Origin of the sequence: Terrirhizobium terrae, from assembly GCF_030323265.1 — a bacterium.
In the GTDB taxonomy this organism is placed as follows: domain Bacteria; phylum Pseudomonadota; class Alphaproteobacteria; order Rhizobiales; family Rhizobiaceae; genus Neorhizobium.
Genome location: NZ_CP104990.1, coordinates 71272 through 93556, shown reverse-complemented (window position 1 = coordinate 93556; position 22285 = coordinate 71272). Strand labels below are relative to the sequence as shown.

General features: G+C 60.8%; 22 protein-coding genes and 3 pseudogenes. 17 read left to right on the top strand and 8 right to left on the bottom strand.

Going from position 1 to position 22285, the window contains the following annotated elements:
• Positions 1-950 (bottom strand): annotated as a pseudogene (locus N7E02_RS00465) (FAD binding domain-containing protein).
• Positions 947-1597: an aldehyde dehydrogenase iron-sulfur subunit PaoA gene (gene paoA, locus N7E02_RS00460; RefSeq protein WP_286578172.1), complete on the bottom strand. Its 651-nt coding sequence runs from the start codon at positions 1595-1597 to the stop codon at positions 947-949. Before paoA ends, N7E02_RS00465 begins: the two are co-directional and overlap by 4 nt.
• A 278-nt stretch (positions 1598-1875) precedes the next feature.
• On the opposite strand from paoA, the gene N7E02_RS00455 reads away from it, so the two are divergent.
• Both N7E02_RS00455 and N7E02_RS00450 read left to right on the top strand, forming a co-directional pair.
• Positions 1876-2790, top strand: a complete 915-nt coding sequence (locus N7E02_RS00455; RefSeq protein WP_286578171.1) for a LysR family transcriptional regulator — start codon at positions 1876-1878, stop codon at positions 2788-2790.
• Positions 2791-2970: 180 nt separating this feature from the next.
• A complete protein-coding gene (locus N7E02_RS00450; RefSeq protein ID WP_286578170.1) occupies positions 2971-3726 on the top strand; it encodes an SDR family NAD(P)-dependent oxidoreductase in 756 nt (251 codons plus the stop codon).
• A gap of 72 nt (positions 3727-3798) precedes the next feature.
• Here N7E02_RS00450 and pcaF read toward each other — a convergent pair.
• From pcaF to N7E02_RS00435, 3 genes and pseudogenes are all read right to left on the bottom strand, one after another.
• Positions 3799-5003, bottom strand: a pseudogene (gene pcaF, locus N7E02_RS00445) (3-oxoadipyl-CoA thiolase).
• A 155-nt stretch (positions 5004-5158) separates the two neighbouring features.
• Positions 5159-5980, bottom strand: coding sequence for a bifunctional allantoicase/(S)-ureidoglycine aminohydrolase (locus N7E02_RS00440; RefSeq protein ID WP_286578169.1), 822 nt, complete (start codon positions 5978-5980; stop codon positions 5159-5161).
• A 111-nt stretch (positions 5981-6091) separates the two neighbouring features.
• A complete protein-coding gene (locus N7E02_RS00435) occupies positions 6092-7108 on the bottom strand; it encodes an MFS transporter (protein ID WP_286578168.1) in 1017 nt (338 codons plus the stop codon).
• 5 nt (positions 7109-7113) lie between these two features.
• Here N7E02_RS00435 and N7E02_RS00430 point away from each other — a divergent pair, with 5 nt between their 5' ends.
• The gene (locus N7E02_RS00430) at positions 7114-7410 is read left to right on the top strand and encodes a hypothetical protein (RefSeq protein WP_286578167.1); all 297 of its coding nucleotides are present in this window, start codon (positions 7114-7116) and stop codon (positions 7408-7410) included.
• 197 nt (positions 7411-7607) lie between these two features.
• On the opposite strand, the gene N7E02_RS00425 is transcribed toward N7E02_RS00430, so the two are convergent.
• Both N7E02_RS00425 and N7E02_RS00420 read right to left on the bottom strand, forming a co-directional pair.
• Positions 7608-7991, bottom strand: a complete 384-nt coding sequence (locus tag N7E02_RS00425) for a response regulator (RefSeq protein WP_286578166.1) — start codon at positions 7989-7991, stop codon at positions 7608-7610.
• On the bottom strand, positions 7972-8388 hold the full coding sequence (locus tag N7E02_RS00420; protein ID WP_286578165.1) for a response regulator: 417 nt from the start codon (positions 8386-8388) through the stop codon (positions 7972-7974). The genes N7E02_RS00425 and N7E02_RS00420 overlap by 20 nt, the downstream gene beginning before the upstream one ends.
• Positions 8389-8758: 370 nt before the next feature.
• On the opposite strand from N7E02_RS00420, the gene N7E02_RS00415 reads away from it, so the two are divergent.
• From N7E02_RS00415 to N7E02_RS00370, 10 genes and pseudogenes are all read left to right on the top strand, one after another.
• Entirely contained in the window at positions 8759-9619 is an 861-nt protein-coding gene (locus tag N7E02_RS00415; RefSeq protein WP_286578164.1) for an amidohydrolase family protein, read from the top strand.
• A complete protein-coding gene (locus tag N7E02_RS00410) occupies positions 9616-11067 on the top strand; it encodes a class I adenylate-forming enzyme family protein (RefSeq protein WP_286578163.1) in 1452 nt (483 codons plus the stop codon). The genes N7E02_RS00415 and N7E02_RS00410 overlap by 4 nt, the downstream gene beginning before the upstream one ends.
• Before the next feature lie 82 nt (positions 11068-11149).
• The gene (locus tag N7E02_RS00405; RefSeq protein WP_286578162.1) at positions 11150-11962 is read left to right on the top strand and encodes an acetoacetate decarboxylase family protein; all 813 of its coding nucleotides are present in this window, start codon (positions 11150-11152) and stop codon (positions 11960-11962) included.
• A gap of 47 nt (positions 11963-12009) precedes the next feature.
• Positions 12010-12225, top strand: coding sequence for a twin-arginine translocation signal domain-containing protein (locus N7E02_RS00400; protein WP_286578161.1), 216 nt, complete (start codon positions 12010-12012; stop codon positions 12223-12225).
• Positions 12150-13031, top strand: coding sequence for an ABC transporter substrate-binding protein (locus N7E02_RS00395; RefSeq protein ID WP_353622772.1), 882 nt, complete (start codon positions 12150-12152; stop codon positions 13029-13031). The genes N7E02_RS00400 and N7E02_RS00395 overlap by 76 nt, the downstream gene beginning before the upstream one ends.
• Positions 13031-13642, top strand: a complete 612-nt coding sequence (locus N7E02_RS00390; protein WP_286578160.1) for a cysteine hydrolase family protein — start codon at positions 13031-13033, stop codon at positions 13640-13642. The genes N7E02_RS00395 and N7E02_RS00390 overlap by 1 nt, the downstream gene beginning before the upstream one ends.
• The gene (locus N7E02_RS00385) at positions 13639-14466 is read left to right on the top strand and encodes an ABC transporter ATP-binding protein (RefSeq protein WP_286578159.1); all 828 of its coding nucleotides are present in this window, start codon (positions 13639-13641) and stop codon (positions 14464-14466) included. Before N7E02_RS00390 ends, N7E02_RS00385 begins: the two co-directional genes overlap by 4 nt.
• 19 nt (positions 14467-14485) lie before the next feature.
• Positions 14486-15262: an ABC transporter permease gene (locus N7E02_RS00380; RefSeq protein ID WP_286578158.1), complete on the top strand. Its 777-nt coding sequence runs from the start codon at positions 14486-14488 to the stop codon at positions 15260-15262.
• Positions 15263-15547: 285 nt separating this feature from the next.
• A pseudogene (locus tag N7E02_RS00375) lies at positions 15548-15742 on the top strand (GntR family transcriptional regulator); the annotation flags it as partial.
• The gene (locus tag N7E02_RS00370; protein ID WP_353622771.1) at positions 15709-16383 is read left to right on the top strand and encodes a GntR family transcriptional regulator; all 675 of its coding nucleotides are present in this window, start codon (positions 15709-15711) and stop codon (positions 16381-16383) included. The pseudogene N7E02_RS00375 and the gene N7E02_RS00370, both read left to right, overlap by 34 nt.
• A gap of 100 nt (positions 16384-16483) precedes the next feature.
• Here the strand turns inward: N7E02_RS00370 and N7E02_RS00365 are convergent, their stop codons facing one another.
• Complete coding sequence (locus tag N7E02_RS00365) at positions 16484-17149, bottom strand: TetR/AcrR family transcriptional regulator (protein ID WP_286578157.1); 666 nt, start codon at positions 17147-17149, stop codon at positions 16484-16486.
• 422 nt (positions 17150-17571) lie between these two features.
• Between N7E02_RS00365 and N7E02_RS00360 the strand changes: the two genes are divergently transcribed.
• From N7E02_RS00360 to N7E02_RS00345, 4 genes are all read left to right on the top strand, one after another.
• Positions 17572-18582 (top strand): TRAP transporter substrate-binding protein, encoded by a 1011-nt coding sequence (locus N7E02_RS00360; RefSeq protein ID WP_286578156.1) that lies wholly within the window; start codon positions 17572-17574, stop codon positions 18580-18582.
• Positions 18583-18640: 58 nt separating this feature from the next.
• On the top strand, positions 18641-19504 hold the full coding sequence (locus N7E02_RS00355; protein WP_286578155.1) for a shikimate dehydrogenase: 864 nt from the start codon (positions 18641-18643) through the stop codon (positions 19502-19504).
• Between the two features lie 19 nt (positions 19505-19523).
• Complete coding sequence (locus N7E02_RS00350) at positions 19524-21413, top strand: bifunctional sugar phosphate isomerase/epimerase/4-hydroxyphenylpyruvate dioxygenase family protein (protein WP_286578154.1); 1890 nt, start codon at positions 19524-19526, stop codon at positions 21411-21413.
• 248 nt (positions 21414-21661) lie between these two features.
• Positions 21662-22270: a YkoF family thiamine/hydroxymethylpyrimidine-binding protein gene (locus N7E02_RS00345; protein ID WP_286578153.1), complete on the top strand. Its 609-nt coding sequence runs from the start codon at positions 21662-21664 to the stop codon at positions 22268-22270.
• Positions 22271-22285 lie beyond the last annotated feature (15 nt).

Below are 22285 nucleotides of genomic sequence, written 5' to 3'. Positions count from 1 at the left end.
TCAACCCCTTGCTTCTCTTATCACCGCATCAAGCGTGCGCTCGACGAGATCGATCTTGAACTTGTTCTGCTCGGTCGGGCGGGCATCGGCGAGCAGGATGGCGCTCGCAGCCTTCGCCCCCTGGACAAGGCAGCGTCCGCCTCCTCAACCCGCCAGGGTTTGTGCGCGACACCGCCGACCGCCATCCTGCCTTCACCATCGGGCTGGATCACGGCACCAACGGAGACCAGCGCAAAGGCATAGGACGCCCGATCGCGGACTTTCCGATAGATGTGCCGACCGCCCATCGGAGGCGGAAGTGTGACCGCCTTGATGAATTCGCCTGCCTCAAGCACTGTTTCGATATGGGGTTGGTCACCCGGCAAGCGGTAAAACTCCCCGATCTTGATGGATCGTTCACTTCCATCGGCCTGTACGGTCTCCACGACCGCATCGAGAACCCGCATTGCGACCGCCATGTCGCTGGGATGCGTGGCAATGCAGGCATCGCTGACCCCGACCACGCCCAACTGGCGGCTGAAGCCACCAAGGGCGGAACAGCCGCTGCCCGGCTGCCTTTTGTTGCATGGCTGGGCAGTATCGTAGAAATAGGGACAGCGGGTGCGCTGGAGGAGGTTTCCGGCCGTCGTCGCCTTGTTGCGAAGCTGCCCCGATGCGCCGGCGAGCAACGCTCGCGACAGCAGACCATAGTCGCGCCGGACGATTTCATGAGCGGCTAGATCGGTGTTGCGTACAAGGCCGCCGATCCTCAGCCCACCGGCCGGCGTCGCTTCGATCTTGTCCAGCCCCAGGCCGTTGACATCGATCAGATGCGTCGGGGTTTCGATTTCCAGCTTCATCAGATCGAGAAGGTTCGTGCCGCCGGCGATGAACTTGACGTTCGGATTGGTCGCAGCTGATTTTACCGCCGTTTCGATTGATGATGCGCGCTCATACGTGAAGGCTTTCATGCTCGTGTCCCCGCAGCTTCGACAATGGCCTCGACAATGTTCGAATAGGCACCGCAGCGACAGATATTGCCGCTCATGCGTTCGCGGATTTCAGCTTCGGAGATCGTTGTCTGGGTGGTGAGGTTTCCGGTGACGTGGCTCGGGATATTTGCCTTGATTTCCTCGAGCATCGCCACCGATGAACAGATCTGTCCGGGGGTACAGTATCCGCATTGGAAGCCATCGTGCCTGACGAAGGCCGCCTGCATCGGGTGCATATTGCCAGGTTGGCCAAGACCCTCGATCGTCGTCACCTCGTCGCCATCGTGCATGACGGCGAGCGTCAGACAGGAATTGATCCGGCGGCCACCAACCATCACCGTACAGGCGCCACACTGGCCGTGATCGCAGCCTTTCTTGGTTCCGGTAAGATGCAGGTGCTCGCGCAGGGCATCGAGTAAGGTTGTGCGATTGTCGATGGCGAGATCACACGTCTCGCCGTTGACCTTCAAGGAAATGGTAGATGTCTGTGCCATTGACCGACCTGAATTTTCTTTTGCCGCACCACCGGATGCGGCTCCTGTCAACGCAACTGTCGCGGCTGACGAGATAAGCAAGCCCCGCCTGGAAATTTCGAGATGATGGATTTGCGCTATCTTGGCCTCCACTTCGTGCTTGAGAACGGGCGTGAGCCGCCGCTTCGGAAGCTGCGACTGAGAGAACGCCTGAAGTAGGGCTAAGGCGTATCAAGATTAGGCCTGCTACGTGCTAGGCCCTATCGATCCGGTTCATGAATAGCTGCGTTGCAGCGGCTTTGGTCAGGAAATAACTTGGAGCGATTTTGCGAAGACGAGCAAAATTATAAACGCGAGCGCAAGAACATTCATGTCCATCGGCAATGACCTCGCTATAGTGCTCCTAACATTTCGATCAGCCGGGTCACCAATTGGATCAAATTCTCGCCATACGAACCTTTGTTCGCGTAGCCGAAGCCGGATCGTTTGCAAAAGCCGCAGACACAATGAATCTGCCCCGATCATCTGTGAGCAAGCTGGTCCAGGATCTTGAGACCCATCTCGGGATAAAGCTCATCGAAAGAACCACCCGCTCGGTAACCATGACGACGGAAGGCGTCATCTACCACGAGCGCGCTCTTCGTCTACTTGCTGACCTCAACGACATGGATGGTTCGGTCGCTGGTTCGCGCAGCAGTCCTAAGGGAAAGCTTAGGGTGGACATTGGATCCATACTGGCAAACGAAATCCTCATCCCTGCGCTCTCGGAGTTTCAACTTCAGTATCCCGATATCGATCTCATACTTGGCGTCAGCGATCGATCAGCAGATCTGGTCGGCGAAGGTATCGATTGCGTCATTCGCGGCGGTTTGCTGCCGGACTCCACCATGAAGGCACGGAAGTTGTGCGAACTCGACTACGTGCTCTGTGCCGCTCCCGCATATCTCAAAGGCCGAGACTTGCCGACGCACCCTGACGATATTCAGGCGCACAGGGTGGTCAGCTATTTCTCGGCCTTGTCGGGAAAACGGTTTCCGTTGCGCTTCCGGCGCGGCGACGAGAAGACAGAATATGTTCCATCTTCCGACGGCATCTCGGTCAATGAGAGCACCGCACATCTCAATGCGCTGATGGCTGGCCTTGGAATAGGTCAGAGCTTCGGCTTCCTGGCAAGACCGCGCATAGAAGATGGCGTACTTGTACCACTCCTGCCGGATTGGAAACCGGACAACCATGTCCTTCACCTGGTTTACCCTGCCAACAGGTTCCCGAACTCTCGATTGCGCGCATTTTCGGACTGGGCGGCCAAACTATTCGAGGGCATCGACGCCAGGCGCATTGCATGAATGCGACCATCCATACGGGTGGATAATGTCTCCATAACGAGCGGCTTCTTCGCTACGAGCCAGGACACTACCTTCCTGTCATCGGAAGGCGAAGAGTTGTCGACGCCATTTGCCGAACAATTCCAATAGCTCGACAGACGCGCTTCAAGGCTCCCCTTTAGCGCGCATCAGGAGATTAAGATGAGCAACAGACTTGCGAATAAGATAGCTGTCGTAACCGGTGCAACCAGCGGCATTGGCCTTGCCACTGCCAAACTCTTCGCGGCGGAAGGCGCGCGCGTCTACATCACAGGCCGCCGCGAAAGCGCTTTGAGCCAAGCAGTTGCGGAGATTGGCCATGGTGCTGTCGGCATACAGGCTGACTCGGCGAAGAACGACGATCTGGACATGCTTTTCGCCCGGGTAAAATCGGAGCAAGGACGTGTGGACACCCTTGTCGTCAACGCTGGTGGCGGTTCCATGCTTTCACTCGGTCAGATCACCGAGGAGCAGATTGACGACACGTTCGGCCGCAATGTGAAGGCTGTCATCTTCACCGTTCAAAAATCGCTTCCACTGATGGGCCCGGGCTCATCGATCGTTCTGACCGGCTCTACGGCGGGGACGGAAGGCACACCGGCTTTTTCCGTCTACTCCGCATCCAAAGCGGCAGTCCGCAATCTCGCTCGCTCCTGGGCGCTCGATCTGAAGGGCACCGGAATCCGTGTCAACGTGGTATCGCCTGGCGCGACGCGCACACCGGGCCTCGTCGACCTTGCCGGGGACGACAAGGACCAACGGCAGAACCTCCTCGACTATCTCGCCTCACGCATTCCGCTCGGCCGCGTCGGCGAGCCTGAAGAAATCGCCAAGGCGACGCTGTTCCTTGCGACCGATGATGCAAGTTTTGTCAACGGCTCAGAACTCTTCGCCGACGGCGGCCAGGCTCAGGTCTGACACAGCGACGATGCCTTGCATGGAAGAATGCCGCATGTCTCATCCAGGATGATGGCGTGTCAGGCGAGCTACTCACGTGCGTTCCATAGCAATCGCAATGCCCTGTCCTACTCCGATGCACATGGTGGACAGGGCATAACGGCCATTGCTTGCCTGCATTTCCAGCGCAGCAGTCCCCGTGATACGCGCACCTGACATTCCCAACGGATGCCCTAGCGCGATCGCCCCGCCATTACGGTTCACACGTGGATCATCATCCGAGAGGTGAAGCATGCGCATCACGGCCAGCGCCTGGCTGGCAAATGCCTCGTTGAGTTCGACTATGTCGAACTGGTCAATTCTCAGCCCGAGCCGGGAAAGCAGCTTCTCGGACGCCGGCGCAGGGCCTATGCCCATGACGCGTGGAGGAACGCCGGCAGAAGCGCCGCCGAGGATACGCGCCATCGGCTTCAAGTCGAACGCCTTCACGGCTTTCTCTGATGCGATGACGAGTGCTGCGGCACCATCGTTTACGCCGGAGGAATTGCCTGCCGTAACTGTTCCACCAGGCTTGCGAAAGGGTGTGGGGAGGCTCGTCAACGCTTCGAGCGAGGTGGTGCGGGGATGTTCGTCCTTTGCAACGACAATGGGCGCTCCCTTGCGTTGCGGCACCGAGACTGGCGTGATCTCCATGTCCAGCCGGCCGTTTGCCTGGGCGGCGGCCGCCTTGGCCTGGGAAGCGAGCGCGAAACGATCCTGATCCTCACGGCTTACAGAATATTCCTCGGCGACGTTTTCTCCGGTTTCCGGCATGGAATCCACGCCATAGAGGGCCTTCAGCGCCGGATTGACGAACCGCCATCCGATCGTCGTATCGTGAATTTCCGCGGCACGCGAAAAAGCCGTCTCCGCCTTTGGCATCACGAACGGTGCGCGTGACATGCTTTCGACACCACCGGCGATGACGAGCTCCGCCTCGCCGGCACGAATTGCACGCGCGGCCGTGATGACCGCATCCATGCCGGACCCGCAGAGCCGATTGATCGTCGTGCCGGGGACGGTAGTGGGCAACCCCGCCAGAAGAAGCGACATACGGGCGACATTCCGATTGTCCTCGCCAGCCTGATTGGCGCAACCGAAGACGACCTCGTCGATTGCCTGAGGATCCAGGCCCGGATGGCGGGACACTAATGCCTTGAGGGGATGGCGCCAAGGTCGTCAGTCCGGATCGAGGCTAATGCGCCGCCGTACCGACCGATCGGCGTTCGGATATAGTCACAGATGAATGCTTCAGCCATGATCTTTCTCCTCCAAAATCAAAGCCATACAAATTGCAGCGAGTGACGAATGTCATGGCGGTGACAGCCATCAATACTTAATCCACCCTATCGCGCGGAAAGCCATGGCGGGTCACCAGCTCGCGATCGATGTCCGTCGGCTGCACCGTTCGAAGCTACCAGAGGTCGGCGTGGCGATTGACGTCCTTGTAGAGGAGATAGCGGAAACGGCCCGGCCCGCCGGCATAACATGCCTGCGGGCAGAAGGAGCGCAGCCACATATAATCCCCTGCCTCGACCTCAACCCAGTCTTCGTTGAGCCGATAGACCGCCCTGCCCTCCAGCACATAGAGCCCATGTTCCATGATGTGGGTTTCCATGAACGGGATCACCGCGCCGGGCTCGAAGGTGACGATGTTGAGATGCATGTCATAGCGCACATCGGACGGGTCGATGAAGCGGGTCGTCGCCCAGCGGCCGTCGGTATCCGGCATAGGGGCGAGTTCGCATTCGTCCTCATGGGTGAAGATCGCCGGCGGCGGGTCCAGTCCTTCGACGATCTTGAATGCCTTGCGCACCCAGTGAAAGCGGCAGGCTTCCTGCGTCGCGTTGGTGAGGCTCCACTTCGAGCCCGCCGGAAGAAAGGCGAATGAGCCTTCGCGAAGCTTATGAACCTGGCCATCGAGCGTGATCGTGCAGCCGCCCGCGACGACGAAGATCGCGGCCTCGGCGCGGGCGTCCGGCTCCGGACGGTTGCTGCCGCCGCCCGGCAGAACCTCCATGATATACTGGGCAAAAGTTTCTGCAAAACCGCTGAGCGGCCGAGATATGATCCAGGCACGCGACTTTTCCCAGTGCGGCAGCACGCTGGTGACGATGTCGCTCATCACCGTCTTCGGGATCACGGCATAGGCCGTCTTGAACACGGCCTTGCTGGATAGAAGCTGCGTCTGGGGCGGCAGGCCGCCCACGGAAGAAAAGTATCGGCCTTCGGTCATGCGGTCTCCCCGTCTGTCGGTCCTCCAGCTTTAAGCGCGGAGACGAATTTCAGCAATCGGCAAACGACGGAGATACCGGCCGGTACGGCCGGATCAGGACTCAAGTCTGCATCATTGCTCGAAGTGACTGTCCATGCGGTCTTCGTTGCCGCGCCGATATTTCATGACCGCCGGCGTGATCCACAGGTAGATCCCGATCATGACGGCACCGGCACTGATGCAGAGAAGAAAATAGACATGCGCGAGCGCATTGTCCCGCGACAACAACGCCATGCACACGGGCGTAAGCCCGCCGAACACGGCGTAGGAAATATTGTAGGAGAACGAGACGCCCGTGAACCTGACCTGAGCCGGGAACGCCCGTATCATGACGACCGGGACCGCGGTGGCGACGGCTCCGGACAAACCGATGACCGCGCTCACGATATAGAGGTAGTTCATTCCCGTGCTCTCAAGCGTCGCAAGCGCGAAAGCGCCGGCGGCCAGAAGCCCGCCTCCGACAACGAAGAAACGGGAAGCGCCGATATAATCGATGGCAATGCCGGCGAGAATGACCGCCAGCATTCTGAAAGCAGCACTGATGCTGGTTATCGTCAATGTCTCCAGGCGGCCGATGTGATGTAGTTTCTGCAGGATGGTCGGCATGAGAAGCGACAGCGTCAACACGCAGGCCGCAAGCACCCAGGTAGACAGGGCGGAGACGATCACGCCTGCCCGGTAATGCTTCAGCACGGTGCGCAACGGCGGCTCGGGAATAAGCAAACCCCGTGCCTGCAACGTCATGAAGACCGGAGTTTCCTGCAGCATTCGCCGCAGATAGACGGCTATGATGCCCAACAGGCCTCCGAGTAGAAAGGGCAGCCGCCAGCCGAACGTGAGCATGTCCTCGGGCGAGAGCGTGGTGGAGATGGCTTCCGTCACGACGGACCCGAGGAATACGCCGAATGCCAGGCCCGCGCCGACGATCCCGCAGGCAAGGCCGACGCGCTCCGGCGGCACATGCTCGGACGCAAAAATCCAGGCGCCCGGCACTTCGCCGCCGATGGCAATCCCCTGAAGAATGCGAAGCAGCATCAGGATGAGCGGCGCTGCGATCCCGATCTCGGAATAGTCCGGCAGAAAGGCCATGATGAGTGTCGAACCCGCCATCAGAAGGATGGAAAAAGAAAGACATTCCTGCGGCCGAAAATATCGCCGAAATGTGCGAAGACGACCCCACCGAGCGGACGGAAAAGATAGCCCGTCGCGAATATCCCGAATGTCTGCATCAAGACCAGCCAGGCAGGCAGATCCGGCGGAAAGAACAGGACTGCAATGAAGTCGGCCACGAAAATGAATATTACGAAGTCGTAGAACTCAAGGGCTCCGCCCGCTGCCACGAGGCAGAGTGTCCTCAGGCTCCGATGATGCGTCACAATCGATCCGACTGATGGCGGACTGTGGTAGCGCGACATGCAATCACCCTCTGTTGCGTCTGACGCAACAGAACCATCCAAGGCAAACCTAATATTCTGAAAGTTTACCGTTGCGTTACATCTGAAATTTTTCAGAATTTCGCGCGGTCCGCGCCGATGGTCGCCAATCTCTGACTTTCCGCGTGGCTCGGGTATCGGGCGCGGTAGATCGGCTACCGGCGCTGGTGACGCATCGCTCGCAGCCGCCTGATCTCGTCGAGCAATTGCTGCGGATGATAGGGCTGCTCCAGCGGCCCCTGCTCACAGAGGTCGCCGGCCACCTCCGCGGTCTTGGTCAGGGATTGGGTCAACACCACCTGCGCCTCGCCGCCCTGCTGCTTGACATAGGTCGACAGATCGAACCCGCTGCCATCACGCATGGCGACGTCCGAAACGATGACATCGACTGGATGATGCTCGACACTGAGCTTGGCATCTTCGAGACCCGTTGCCTCGATCACACGGTATCCGCATTCGCGCAGATATTTCGCCACCGCCGAGCGCTGCAGCGCGTCGCTGCTGACCACGAGAACGGTTTCAGCGGTCTCCGTCTGCATGCGGCTCTCCCTTCATCAAGGTGCGGAGCACGTCCGCGACGTTCCAGACCGGCTTTTTGAGGAAAAGGTCGCAGAAACGCTGGTCTGGATCCTGACGGACATCGGCGGTCATGATGGCGATCTTCATGTCGCGATGATGGATACGGACATGACGTGCGAGATCGAGGCCGTTTGCCTGGCCGGGCATGTCGATATCCGTCAGCAGCAGATCGAATTTGACGCCGTAGCGCAGCAGGTCCATCGCCTCGTCCGCGGAGGAGACCTCGATCACTTCCCAGCCGATCCTGCGCAAGTTATCGGCGGCATCCATCCTCAGCAGGAATTCGTCTTCCGCGAGAAGCACACGGATGGGCGCGTCGTCCACGCCGGGCCTGCCGCCCAAATATGCCGGGATCATGCCGATCTTGCCTCTCGCCCCTGTGGCCTGCTCTCAGAAATAGCTGACACTGTATTTCGTTCCCGACTTAACCGATCGACAGACGACAGCCAAGGGATCAGTGTGACACATCAAACACATTAGCGAACACCCATATGGACCGCGCCGATAGTCAGCACGAGATGATCGACAAAGATGGCGATTTGAGGAGAGTGACAACTACCATCCAGGAAATCCCGGAATTAAATGTTATATCGATATAACATATTGGACAGACTGATATCGCATTTCTATGGGCGAATTAGGCTCCAAATAGCCGAACTAATACGCTTGTGCTGCCGCCATGCGTGTGCATATTGTTATATCAATAAACAAAAATGGGAACTTCGACATGGGAACGGGCGCGATCGACGCAGTCGTCAACATATGGACCGAGGAGGCCCTTGCCGGCCGGCCGGACCGCAATGATTTCTATACGGGCAAGGTCAAGGTTGACCGCGGCACGTTCGAAGGCGTCTCTCTGGAAGACATGATCCGGCGCATGGATGAGGCCGGTATCGAGCGCTCCATGCTGATCGCCGCAAAGGTCGGCCCCGCCGATCACCGCGCCTGCTATCACGTCCCCTACAAGCTGGTGGTCGACGCGGTACAGAAATATCCCGACCGTTTTCTCGGCCTTGCCGGCGTCGATCCGACCGAAGGCATGCGCGGCGTGCGCGAGCTGGAAATGCTGGTGCGCGAATACGGCTTCATCGGCGCGCATACCTATCCGCACTGGTTCGAACTCGCGCCCGACCATGCCCGCTACTATCCATTCTATGCCAAATGCGTCGAACTCGACGTGCCGATCCAGCTGCAGGTCGGCCAGTCGCTCGTCTACGACAAGAGCTTTCCCCGCCGCAGCACCGGCCGCCCGATCACGCTCGATTCGGTCGCCTGCGATTTCCCGGAACTGAAGCTCATCGGCATCCATGTCGGCATTCCGTGGACGGAGGAAATGATCGCCATGGCCTGGAAGCACGAGAATGTCTTCATCGGCTCGGATGCCCATGCGCCACACTACTGGCCGCAGTCCTTCATCCACTACATTAACACCTACGGCCAGGATAAGGTGATCTTCGGCACCGATTTCCCGGTTCTCGATTTCGGCGAGACGATGCGCCAGATCGACGAACTGAACCTTCGTCCCGGGCCAAAGCAAAAGTTCCTGCGCGACAACGTGATCCGCATCTACGGGCTCGACGCGAAATGAACCTCGCAGAAGCAATCGAGATCAACGCCAAGGCACGGCCCGATCACATCGCGATCATCGAGGGCGACCGCCGGCTGACCTATCGCGAACTGGCGGGAGCGATAGCAACCGCCGCCGCGCGCCTGCAGGCCGCCGGCGTGGGCCGGGAGGATATTATCGGCCTCTGCCTCAAGGACAGCGCCGAGCACCTCATCTTCCTCTACGCGCTGGCCCGCATCGGCGCAGTCATCCTGCCCATGGACGTGCGCTGGACCGAGGCGGAGAAACTGCGCGTCGCCGCGCATTTCGAAACGAAGTTCATCCTGGTTGAACCGGACAGCGATCCGGTTGGAGACCTGCAGACGCTCGCCTGGGACGCACTGCCCGACCCGGCAGATGCGGCCGTTACAATCCTGCCCGGCGATGACATCCCCCTGCTCCTGTCGCTGTCGTCCGGCACGACCGGGCGCCCCAAGGGGCCGCGCATTACCCATACGCAGATGCTGCGGCGCTTCTGGACGCACTGGATCAATCTCGGCCTCAACAGCACCGACCGCTATGTCTCGGCAACCCCGCTCTATTTCGGCGGCGGACGGACATTCGCCATGTCCGTGCTATTTTCGGGCGGCACCGTCATCCTCTTCCCGCCGCCATTCGATGCGGCCGACCTCTGCGCCGAACTCGATCGCGTCTCGGCCACCAGCACCTTCCTCGTCCCGACGCAGCTCAGAAAACTGCTCACCCAGGAAGAGGCCAGCCTAGCGCCGATCGGCAAGCTGCGGCTGCTGATATCCAGCGGCGCGCCACTCGACGGCGAAGAACGCTTCGCCATCTCGAAGCTATGCGTCAATTTCGTCGAATATTATGCCTCGACCGAAGGCGGCGGCATCTCGCTTGCGACGCCCGACACGCGCCGCCTGCAGCCGAATGCTGTCGGGCGCCCGGTCTTCGGCGTCGAGGTGGAGGTCGTGGATAACGATCACACGCCTCTCCCGGCAGGCGAGATAGGCCGTTTCCGCTACCGCGGACCCGGTGTCGCAACCGGTTATTTCCGCGACGAGGACATCGACCGGGAAACCTTCCGCGACGGCTGGTTCTATCCCGGCGATCTGGCTGAAATCGACGAGGCTGGACACGTCATCCTGCGCGGTCGCGCCAAGGACATGATCATCCGTGGCGGGGTCAATATCTATCCGGGCGAGATCGAGACGATCCTGCGCGAACACCCTTCCATTTCGGAGGCCGCCGTGGTGGGATGGGCGTCGCAAAGGCTGGGCGAAGAGGTTGCTGCCTTCATCGTCCCGGCCGAACCTGTCGATGATACTGACCTCAAGCTGTGGTGCGCAGAGAGGCTGGCGCCCTACAAGCTGCCGAAGGCATTCTTCCGCGTCGACGACCTGCCGCGCAACAGTGCGGGCAAGGTTCTGAAGGCGGAACTGGCGGCTGGATTGCCGGCTTCTGCCAGCTAAAAAACTGCAAGGCGCGGTTGCGCGCCAAGCATCCTGTGTTAATGTTATGTCAATATAACAAATAAGAACTTCAGAGGGTGATATGCAGGCTGAAAAGCCGTGGGCAGGCCAGTCGTGGCCGCGCACCGCGTCCGGTCGTTCATCGTTGGTGGAGCCTCTTCCACATCACATCAGCTGTGATGCGCTGCACGTTAATTTCCGCGCCGATCCGGCGCGCGTCGCCCGGTTCCTGCCGCCGGGCCTGGAACCGCTCGATACCGGCGACGGCTGGGTGATGATCGCCGAAATGGCCAAGGTCAGCACCGCCAATCCCGAGCAGATGTGGCGTGATCCGGCGCGATCCTCCTACAATGAATGCGTACTCGGCTTTTACTGTCGGTTCGGCGATCGCATCGGCCGCTATAGCGCCCTCGTCTGGGTCGATCGCGACTGGTCGCTCGGCATGGGCGCCATCTTCGGCTGGGGCAAACGGCTCGCCTCCGTCGATCGCACCCGCTTTCAGGCAACCAACCCCGCTTTTGCCGGAAACAGCCAACGGCTGGGTGGAACCGTAACCCGCCATGGCCATCCTGTCCTGCGTATGTCGATCGACTTCGACAAGGACGGCGAGGTTGTCAAAAGCCTCCCCGGCCACGGCGGCTCGACCTTCCTCTATCGTTATATCGCAAGCCCCGGGCCCGACGTTGCCGATGTCGAACAGCTTTTCGAGCTCCCCTTCACCAATGTCTCCATGGGCGAGATCCGTTCGGGCCGTGGAGAGGTCGAATTCTTCGATGCCGAAGACGAGGAAGTGACGGCGCTTGGCGCCATCGAGGTGACCGGAGGCTTTTCCTATCAGCGCGGCTGGACGACCGACCGGACGGCGCGGCTGCTGCATGACTATTCGGGCGGATAGAACCGGCCCGGTGCGCATAAAGACCAACGACAATAAAAGAGGGTAACATGAGCACATTCGAACTGAACCGACGCAATTTCCTCATCGGCGCCCAGGCACTCGCCGTCGGCGCCGCGCTTCCTGCCATGCCGGGCCTCGCCCGGGCGCAGGACATGGTCAAGATGACCTACCTCACCCCTTCGGCTACATTATCGGCTTCTCCGAAGCGCTTTATGCCGATAGCGCCGGCATCTTCAAGAAGCACGGTCTCGACGTCACGGTAGAGGGCGGACGCGGCTCGTCGATGGCCGTCCAGCAGGTGACGGCCGGCAACGCGCTCGTCTCGCGCACCGGCGGCACCGACCTGATCAAGGCCTATGCCCGCGATCCCTCCATCGTCGCCGTCGGCGAGATCTACCAGCGCGACCTCTTCTATGTGATCAGCTCCAAGGATGCGCCGATCGCAAAGCCGGAAGACATGGCAGGCAAGACGATCGGCATCGTCTCGGCGGCCGGCGCCACCGAAAACCTTCTGGACATGATGCTGACCGCCCGTGACATCCCGAAGGACGAAGTGAAGCGCGAAGTCGTCGGCAACGCGCCCGCCGCCTTCCAGCTCATCAAGCAGGGCCGCATCTCCGCCTTCATCGCCACCAACGACACGGCCTTCCAGCTGCAGTCGACCAGCGAGCCGGTCCTCGCCTGGTCCACCGACGAGATCGCCCGTTGCCCCGGCCAGGTCTACATGACCTCCAAGGCGCAGCTCGCCGAGAAGAAGGATGTGATCGCCAAGTTCCTGGCCGCCATCTACGAATCCGTCAGCGCGATTGCCGGCGCAACGGACGTCTCCCCTATCCTCGCTTCGATGAACGAAAAGTACCAGCTTGCCGAAGCCGCCCGCGACGATAAGGGACTTGCCGTCCTCCAGTATGCCGCCAAGAACCTGAAGCGTGCCGAGACCGAGAAGCTGAAGTCGAACGCGGAAGCATGGACCTCCGCTTACAGCCTCATGGTCAAGGCCGACCTCATTCCGGAGCTTGCCGACCAGAATTTCTACGACGACTCGGCGCGCCTGCTGGCGTTCCCGTGATGTCCGGCGCAACCGGCACGGCCCTCATCGTCATCGATCCGCAGGTGTCGTTCTGCGATGCCACGGGATCGATGGCGCAACAGGGTCGCCCGATCGACACGATGCGCGAGGCGGCGGTGCGTTGCAACGGGCTGGCGGCACTTGCCCGCGAGCGTGGCGCAACAGTGATCTGGACGCGCATGGTCTTCGAGCCCGATTATTCGGATGGCGGCGAACTGATCGCCTCCATCAGGCCCGGGCTCGCCAAGATCGGCGCTTTGAGGCGCGGCAGCGGCGACGAGTGCCTGTCGGAGATCGTGCATCCCGCCGGGGATGACATCGTCATCGACAAGACCCGCTATTCCGCTCTCGTCGGCACCGGGCTCGAGGCCCTTCTGGCCGAACGGAATGTCGGCACCGTGTTCGTCACCGGTGTCACGACGTCGATGTGCGTCGAGAGCACCGTCCGCGACCTCGGCCAGCGCGACTACAAGACCTTCGTCGTCACGGATGCCTGTGCCGACTTCGACGAGGCCAGGCACGAGGCATCGCTTGCCGCCATGGCCTTCGGGTTCGCAAAGCTCGTCACGATCAAGGAGGCGAGCAGCATGTTGAATGGAACAAGAGCATGACAGTCAACGCAGCATTGGCCGATCCGGCCCCAACAAGCGCCAAGGGCGCAGGCATCCGGCTCTCAAAGGTCGAGCAGCGCTATGGCGTGGACAAGGGCACGGTCCTGGCGCTGACCGGCGTCAATCTCGACATCGCCAAGGGCGAGTTCCTCGTTCTTCTTGGGCCCTCCGGCTGCGGCAAGACGACCCTGATGCGCATCATCGCCGGCCTCTTGAAATCCACCGAAGGCACGGTCGAGATCAACGGCCAGCCGCTATGGACCGGCAACCGCCGCAACGACAAGGTCATGCAGGAACTCGGCGTCGTCTTCCAGGACGCCAACATGTTCCCCTGGATGACGATCGAGGACAATATCGCGCTTCCCCTCAAGCTCAGGGGCATCGGTAAGGAAGAGCGCCGCCGCCGCGCCGCCGAACTCTGCGAACTGGTCGGCATCAAGGGTTTCGAGAAACGCTGGCCGCGCGAACTCTCCGGCGGCATGCGCCAGCGCGCCGCGATTGCCCGCGCGCTCAGCACGAGACCGCAGATCCTCCTGATGGACGAGCCCTTCGGCGCGCTCGACGCCATGACCCGCGAACAAATGAACCTTGAACTGCAACGCATCTGGATGGAGAGCGGCTGCACCGTCGTTCTCGTCACGCATTCGATCCGCGAAGCCGTGTTCCTCGCCGACCGGGTACTTCTGCTCTCGCCGCGTCCAGGCAAGATGGACACGATCCGCGACATCTCGATCGCCCGGCCACGCAGCAGCTACGACCAGTCTACGCCCGAATTCCAGGCCCACGAACTCGAGCTGCGCAAGCGCCTCGATTCTTTCGCCTGAGCCAGAAAAGGAGGCTTAAATGTCCAAAAACAACGCCGCCTGGTTCGCCACGCCACTGGTCCTGATCGCCCTCATTGCCATCTGGCATGCCTATGTGACGATCTTCTCCGTCTCGCCCTTCATCCTTCCCTCGCCTCTCGAGGTCGGCAAGGCGATCGTCAAGCTCCTGAGCGATCCGCGCACCTGGCAGCACACGCTGATCACGCTCTACGAAATCGTCGCAGGCTTCATCATCGCCGTCATCATCGGCATCGTCTTCGGCGGGCTCCTGGGCAAGATCCGCTGGCTCGAACAGACGCTCAATCCGCTGATCGTCGGCCTGCAGGTCATGCCCAAGGTCGCGCTCATCCCGCTCTTCATCGTCTGGTTCGGCTTCGGCGTGACGTCGAAGATCGTGCTTGCCGCCGTGATCTCCTTCTTCCCGATCATGACCAATACGATCCTCGGCATCAAATCGGTCGAGACCGGCCATCGCGACGTGATGCTGGCGCTCAATGCCAGCCGCTGGCAGACGTTTCGCGATGTCGAACTGCCGAGCGCCCTGCCCTTCATCCTGACCGGCATGGAAGTCGGCATCGTGCTCGCCACGATCGGCGCCATCGTCGGCGAATATCTCGGCGGCAGCCAGGGCCTCGGCTACATGGCGGTGTCGACGCTCAACGCCTTCGACGTCCAGTCCATGTTCGGCGTCATCTTCATCCTGACGGCGCTCGGCCTGATCCTCTACTTCCTCGTGGTGATGATGCGCCGCTACCTCACCCCTGGCACGCCGCTGCCAAGAGCGATTGAGGCTTAAGATATCGGTCGCGGCTGTAACCCTTAGGGTGGACAATCGACGTATCGGCAAGCCTTCACGGAAACGTGTATACTGTCGCAGTCGCCTACCTGACGGGTACACCGCGCAATTCATGCAGGACGTTGTGCACAGGGTATCCCCCAAGAAGCACTGGACGGCCTGAGGGAAGAAAATGTTATTCGTGTCCTCAACCCTGATTTGCCAGCGGCGCACCAGGTGTTGTTGCGGTTGATGTGATCCCTGCTGCCGGCTTTGCCCGCAGCGTCAAAGGGGAAGGATTTTGATATGACAGACGGCCCCATCGCGAATACGCCGCTCGTTCGCTCGCCGGCAGATATCCCCACCCCGCTCTATCACCAGGTGCATCTCGTGCTGCGCGAGCGGATCGAGCAGGGCTATTACGGGCAGAAAGGCACGCTGCCGGCGGAGATGGAACTCGCCCGGGAATTCGATGTCTCGCGCATCACAGTCGCGCGCGCCATCAACGATCTGGCGCAGCAGGGACTGGTCGAGAGGCGACGCGGCGCCGGCACGCGCATCGTCAACCGCGAACTGGCCTCCACCGTGCCCGCCAATATCGACGGCCTTCTGGAAAACCTGTTCGACATGGGCGTGCGCACCAAGGCGCAGGTGCTCGAATTCGGCTTCGTTCTGCCCCCGTCGACGCCCAGCAGGAGCTGCAGGTCGGCTCCACGGAGTTGGTCCAGCGCGCCGTGCGCGTGCGCAGCTACAATGGCGAGCCCTTCTCCTACCTCGTCAGTTTCGTGCCCGGCCATATCGGGCGCAACTTCACCGAGGAGGACATGAATTCCGGCTCCCTGATGGGGCTTCTGGAAAAGAACGGCATCAGGATCGGCAGTGCCCAGCAGGCCTTCAGCGCCTCGCTGGCGGACCCGAAGATTGCCCAGGCGCTCGGCGTCCAGGTCGGGACGCCGCTTCTCGCCATCGCCCGCACGGTCTTCGATACGACCGGCAAGCCTGTCGAGTTCATCCGCATCCTCTACCGCACCGATCGCTACCAGTACCGGATGACGATGGAGCGCAACAAGAGAGCCGGAAAACGCTCACAGGAGGCCGCGAAAGCCGACGGGAGCGAGGATGGTGAGGGCAGCAGCCTCTAAAGCATGTCTCCCGAAAATGGCTCCGGTTTCGGGACAAAGACATGCGACAAAACAAGGAGCTAAAAGCGTGAGAGCGAGATCCGAGGGATCGCGACACGCTTTAGCCGGACGCCGCCTGTTTTTCCTCGGGCGTCATGAGATAGCTCAGCACCGCATCGGCAATCATCTGCCGATGTCGCGACATGAGTTGCGGCTCGGAGAGATCGAGCCGGAAGATCGTACCGAACGTGTGTCGGTTCGAGACCCGGAAGAAACAGAAGGCGCTGATCAGCATATGCACGTCGAGCGCCTCCGGCCGGCGCCTGAAGACGCCTTCCTTCACGCCGCGGGCAATAATGTCGTCCAGCGTGTTGATGATCGAAACGTTGAGATCGCGGATCTCTTCCGAGCGTTGCATATGCAGGGCATTGTTGATGTTCTCGACGCTGACGAGCCGGATGAAATCCGGATGGGCCTCGTCATGGTCGAAAGTCGTCGAAACCAGCACGCGCAGCGCCTCGTCCGCCGGCAGATCGGTAAGCTTGAGATCGGCCTCCAGACTGCGGATCGCCCGGTAGGATCGCTCCAGCACGGCCAGATAAAGCGCTTCCTTGCTGCCGAAATAATAGTAGATCATCCGCTTCGACGTGCGGGTCTTTTCGGCGATCGCATCGACGCGACCACCGGTCAGACCGTTGGCCGCGAACTCCTCCGTCGCGACGTCCAGAATATCGGCCTTGGTCCGCTCGGGATCGTTTTTCCTGCTGTTTGCGGACCTCGCCGACATGCTGAAACCTCTATCATTCTGCTGCGGAATCGCTTCCGCCTTCTCCGCCTCTCCCCCATCTGACCGGAGCGGACGCCTCAAGTCCAGCATCCGCGTATTTTCTTGACATACTCACCAGTTCGTACATTTTGTGGTTGTCGTCCGAAGCGATTGGAGGATCGGAAGCCCGCAGCTTATGCGCCGGGCTCGCGGACGTCAGGAGGGCCAAAGCAATTCCAGCAAAAGTGGGAACCGGTTTTGCGTCCGGAATTGCGTAGAAACGAATAGAAGGAGCAGTTTCGCGTTTCAAAGAGGGGCGGAAATGCTCCGGGCCCGGAATGGAGGTTCCGGGCTCAGGGAGACAAGAAGGCAGGCAGACGAGACGCGGTCGACGGACACAGCATTGGCCGTTGCGCTCACCGTTCCTTTGGGAGGAGGACAAGATGCTGAAGAGATTGATGATAGCGGCGCTCGCCGCATCCATTCCGCTGCTCGCCGGCAGCGGGAATGCGCTCGCCGAAATCCGGCAGCACACGCTGAAATTCGCGGCCGCCAACAGCAAGGGCCATCCGCAGGTCACCGGCATGGAAAAATTCGCCGAGATCGTCAAGGAGAAGAGCGGCGGCAAGATGGTCGTGAACCTCTTCCCGGGCGGTGCGCTTGGCGGCGACCTACAGACGGTCGCCTCGCTGCAGGGCGGCACGGTGGAAATGCTGGTGCTGAATGCCGGCATCATGGCAAGCCTCAACAAGTCCTTCGGCGCCGTCGACCTGCCCTTCCTGTTCGACAGCGGCGAGGAAGCGGACAAGGTCATGGACGGGCCGTTCGGCAAGAGCCTCGCCGACAAGCTGCCGTCCGTCGGACTGGTCGGGCTGGCCTATTGGGAGCTCGGCTTCCGCAACGTCACCAATAACCGCCGCCCGATCGCCAAGCTTGAAGACATCAAGGGCCTGAAGATCCGCACGCTGCAATCGCCGATCCCGATCGCGCTGTTCAGCTCACTCGGCGCCAATGCCGTGCCCATGCCCTATCCCGAGCTTTACCCAGCGCTGGAAACCGGAGCGGTAGACGGGCAGGAAAATCCCTATGCCAACATTCTCAATGCAAAATTCTTCGAAGTTCAGAAATACCTGACCGTAACCCGGCACCAGTACAACCCGCAGATCGTCCTGATCAGCAAGATGATCTGGGACCAGTTGAACGGCGAGGAGCAGCAGGTCCTGCAGGATGCCGCCGTCGAGGCGCGCGATTTCCAGCGCAAGACCTCCCGCGAGGCGGAAGTGAAGGCGCTTGAGGAGATCAAGGCGACCGGCATGCAGGTCACCGAGCTTTCTCCCGAAGAACTCCAGAAGCTGCGCGATGCCGTCAAGCCGCTGATCGAGAAGTTCACCCCCGATATCGGCCAGGACACCGTCACGCTTCTCTTCAAGGAGCTGGAGACAGCCCGCAAGTGAAAAGCAATCGCCGGCCCTTCACGGGGCCGGCTCATCCGTCAATCACGAGGCATTCCCCATGGCCGATACGTTGGTAAAGCCCCTGATGGCCGGCCTCATCGGCACCGGCATCCAGGCATCGCTGACACCGGCAATGCACATGGAGGAAGGCAGGGCGCAGGGCTTTTCCTACACTTACGAGCTTATCGACCTTGCCGCCCGCGGCCTTGTCCCGGATGCGCTTCCAAAATTGCTGGACGATGCCGAGGCACGCGGTTTTTCAGGCCTCAACATCACCCATCCCTGCAAGCAGCTCGTCATCCCCCATCTCGACGAGTTGTCGCCGGAGGCGCGCGCCATCGGCGCGGTCAACACCGTCGTCTTCAAGGATGGCAGGCGATATGGCCACAATACCGACTGGTGGGGTTTTGCCGAAAGTTTTCGCGGCGGTCTTTCCGGCGTTGATATGGCTTCTGCCGTGCAGATCGGCGCCGGTGGTGCCGGTGTCGCGACGGCCTACGCAATCCTCTCGCTCGGGCTCAGGCATCTCACCGTCTTCGACCAGGATGACGCGCGCTCTCGGCAATTGGCCGCCACCATGTCCGCCCTCTTCCCCGCCGCCACGATCGTCACGGGAAAAGACCTCGCGTCCGCCATGCGCGAGGCCTCCGGCCTCATCCACGCAACCCCTACAGGAATGGCAAACTACCCGGGCCTGCCCCTGCCGGCAGAATTGCTGGCCTCGCATCACTGGGTCGCCGAGATCGTCTATTTTCCGCTGGAGACCGAACTTCTTCGGCAGGCGAGAGCCATCGGTTGCCGAACCCTGAATGGCGGCGGCATGGCCGTATTCCAGGCCGTTGGCGCCTTCCGGCTTCTGACCGGCCGTGAGCCCGACGCGGTGCGCATGCGCCGCCATTTCGACAGGATGACGACGGCTTAGCAACGGTGAAGGAGCCCGCATGAAGACTTCGATTGCGACCGTATCCATCAGCGGCGAATTGCCGGACAAGCTCGATGCCATTGCCCGCGCGGGCTTCGACGGCGTCGAAATCTTCGAAAACGATTTCCTAGCCTTCGACGGCAGCCCGGCGGATGTCGGCCGCATGGTGCGCGACCACGGGCTGGAGATTACGCTCTTCCAGCCCTTTCGCGATTTCGAGGGCATGCCGGAGCCGCATCGCAGCCGCACATTCGATCGTGCCGAGCGCAAGTTCGATATCATGCAGGAACTGGGCACCGATCTCGTCCTTGTCTGTTCCAACGTCTCCCCGGTATCGCTCGGCGGCATCGACCGGGCTGCGGCGGATTTCCACGAACTCGGCGAGCGGGCGGCGAAGCGTGGCCTCAGGGTCGGTTACGAAGCGCTCGCATGGGGCCGCCATATCCACGACCATCGCGACGCCTGGGAGATCGTCCGCCGGGCGGACCATCCCAATATCGGGCTAATCCTCGACAGCTTCCACACCCTGTCACGCAGGATCGACGTCAACTCGATCCGCTCAATCCCGAAGGACAAGATCTTCATCGTTCAGCTGGCCGATGCGCCGCAGATCGAGATGGATCTCCTCTACTGGAGCCGCCATTTCCGCAGCATGCCGGGCGAAGGCGACCTGCCCGTCACCGAATTTACGACGGCAATCGCCGATACCGGTTATGACGGCTATTACTCGCTGGAAATCTTCAACGACCAGTTCCGCGGCGGGTCTACCCGTTCGATTGCCGCCGATGGTCATCGCTCGCTCATCTATCTCGGCGATCAGGTCCGCCGCGCCACACAATCAACGGCGTCGCAACTGCCTTCCATGCCGGACAGGGCAAAGGTCAAAGGCGTCGGCTTCGTCGAATTTTCCGCCGATCCGAAAGACGCCGCCGACCTCACGGGCATCCTTCACACCCTCGGCTTCCGCCGCCTCGCGAAGCACCGCAGCAAGCGCGTGGACCTGTTCGGCCAGGGCGACATCCGCATCATCGTCAACACGGATGAGAAGGGTTTCGCCAACGCCACCTTCGCCGTCCACGGCGTCTCCGCCTATGCCATTGCGCTTGTTGTCGATGACGCGCGCGAGACATATGCACGAGCTATTGCGCTCGGGGCCGAGCCATTCGAACAGCCAGTCACGGAAGGCGAAGTTGCAATACCCGCGATCCGCGGCGTCGGCGGCGGGCTGATCTACCTCCTCGACGACAGAAGCGATCTCGGCCGCTTTTCGGAAATAGACTTCGAACCGGTCACGGATGACACCGGGGCCACACCGGCAGGGCTCGAAACGGTTGACCATATCGCCCAAACCGTCGGCTATGACGAGATGCTGACATGGCTGCTCTTCTACGGCTCGATCTTCGAGGTCGGGAAAACGCCGATGGTCGATATCATCGATCCCGCAGGCGTGGTCCGAAGCCAGGTGCTGGAGAGCACAGACGGCGCGCTGCGCATCACCCTTAACGGTGCCGAAAACCGGCGCACGCTTGCCGGCCATTTCATCGCAGAGAAATTCGGCTCCGGCGTTCAGCACCTTGCCTTCCGCACGGACGACATCTTCGCGACGGCGGAAGCACTCCGGCAGAACGGTTTCAAGCCGCTGCCGATTTCACCGAATTATTACGGCGATGTCGAAGCCCGTTTCGGCCTAGATCCAAACCTGACCGAGCGGCTCAAAGCCGGCAACATCCTCTATGACCGCGACGAGCACGGCGAATATTTCCAGCTCTACAGCACCACCTATGGCGAAGGCTTCTTCTTCGAGATCGTCGAACGCAAGGGCTACCGGGGTTATGGCGCGGCCAATGCCATCTTCCGCATCGCCGCCTTGAAGAAGGCACTGCGGCCCGAGGGTGTCCCCAAACCATGATCCCTATGAGGTATCGCATGATGAAATGCCCATAAGATTCTGTTTCAAAATGGATTTAAGACGGGGCCTCATCGCCCATCCCGCCTTTTCGATGACATCTGAAACAAACCCGCTTGCGCTTCACCCCGCAGTTGATCTATCACTTGCGCCGACAGGGGTGCTCCGTATTGCCGGGGCTGAGATGCGGTTGCCAAGACCGTGGACCCTCAAGCTGATCTGGATAATGCCAGCGGAGCGAGGTTCAAGCGATGTTTTCCGGCGCGCAAATTTCCCTATACCCCATGTCCGACGATTTCGTCGGCGTTATTCTCGGCTCTTTGAAGGCGTTCGATCCGTACCGCGATCGCCTAAGGATCGAGACCGACGACATCTCGACCCTGATCGTCGGCACGCCCGACATCGTCTTCGCCGCCATGCGCGACCTCTTCGTCGAGGCGGCAAAAAGCGGCAAGCATTGCGTCCTGCACGCGACGATCTCCCGCGGATGCCCCGGCGAACCCGATGATCCGATCTGCGCAGTCCCGGAAATGACCGGCCCGCTGGCGCCGCTCGAGGAGCGCAAGGCAAAGGCGCTTGCCGCGGTCTCCTCGGCCGGCACATCCGGCCAGCCCGCGGCGGCCCAATTCTCGCTCTATACGCTCGGCATCGACCAGCACATGGACGAGATCTATGGCTGCATCGACTTCCTGAAGACGTCCGGCGTCTTCGACAAGGCGAAGAACTTCTGCACCAAGCTGCGCGGTGACGCCGCGCCGGTTTTCGCCACGATCGGCGAAGCCTTCGTGCGCTTCGGGCCGCCTGAGGGCCATGTGACCATCGACCTGACCGTTTCGGCCAACAGCCCTACCGCTATCTGACCGCGAAACACGGAC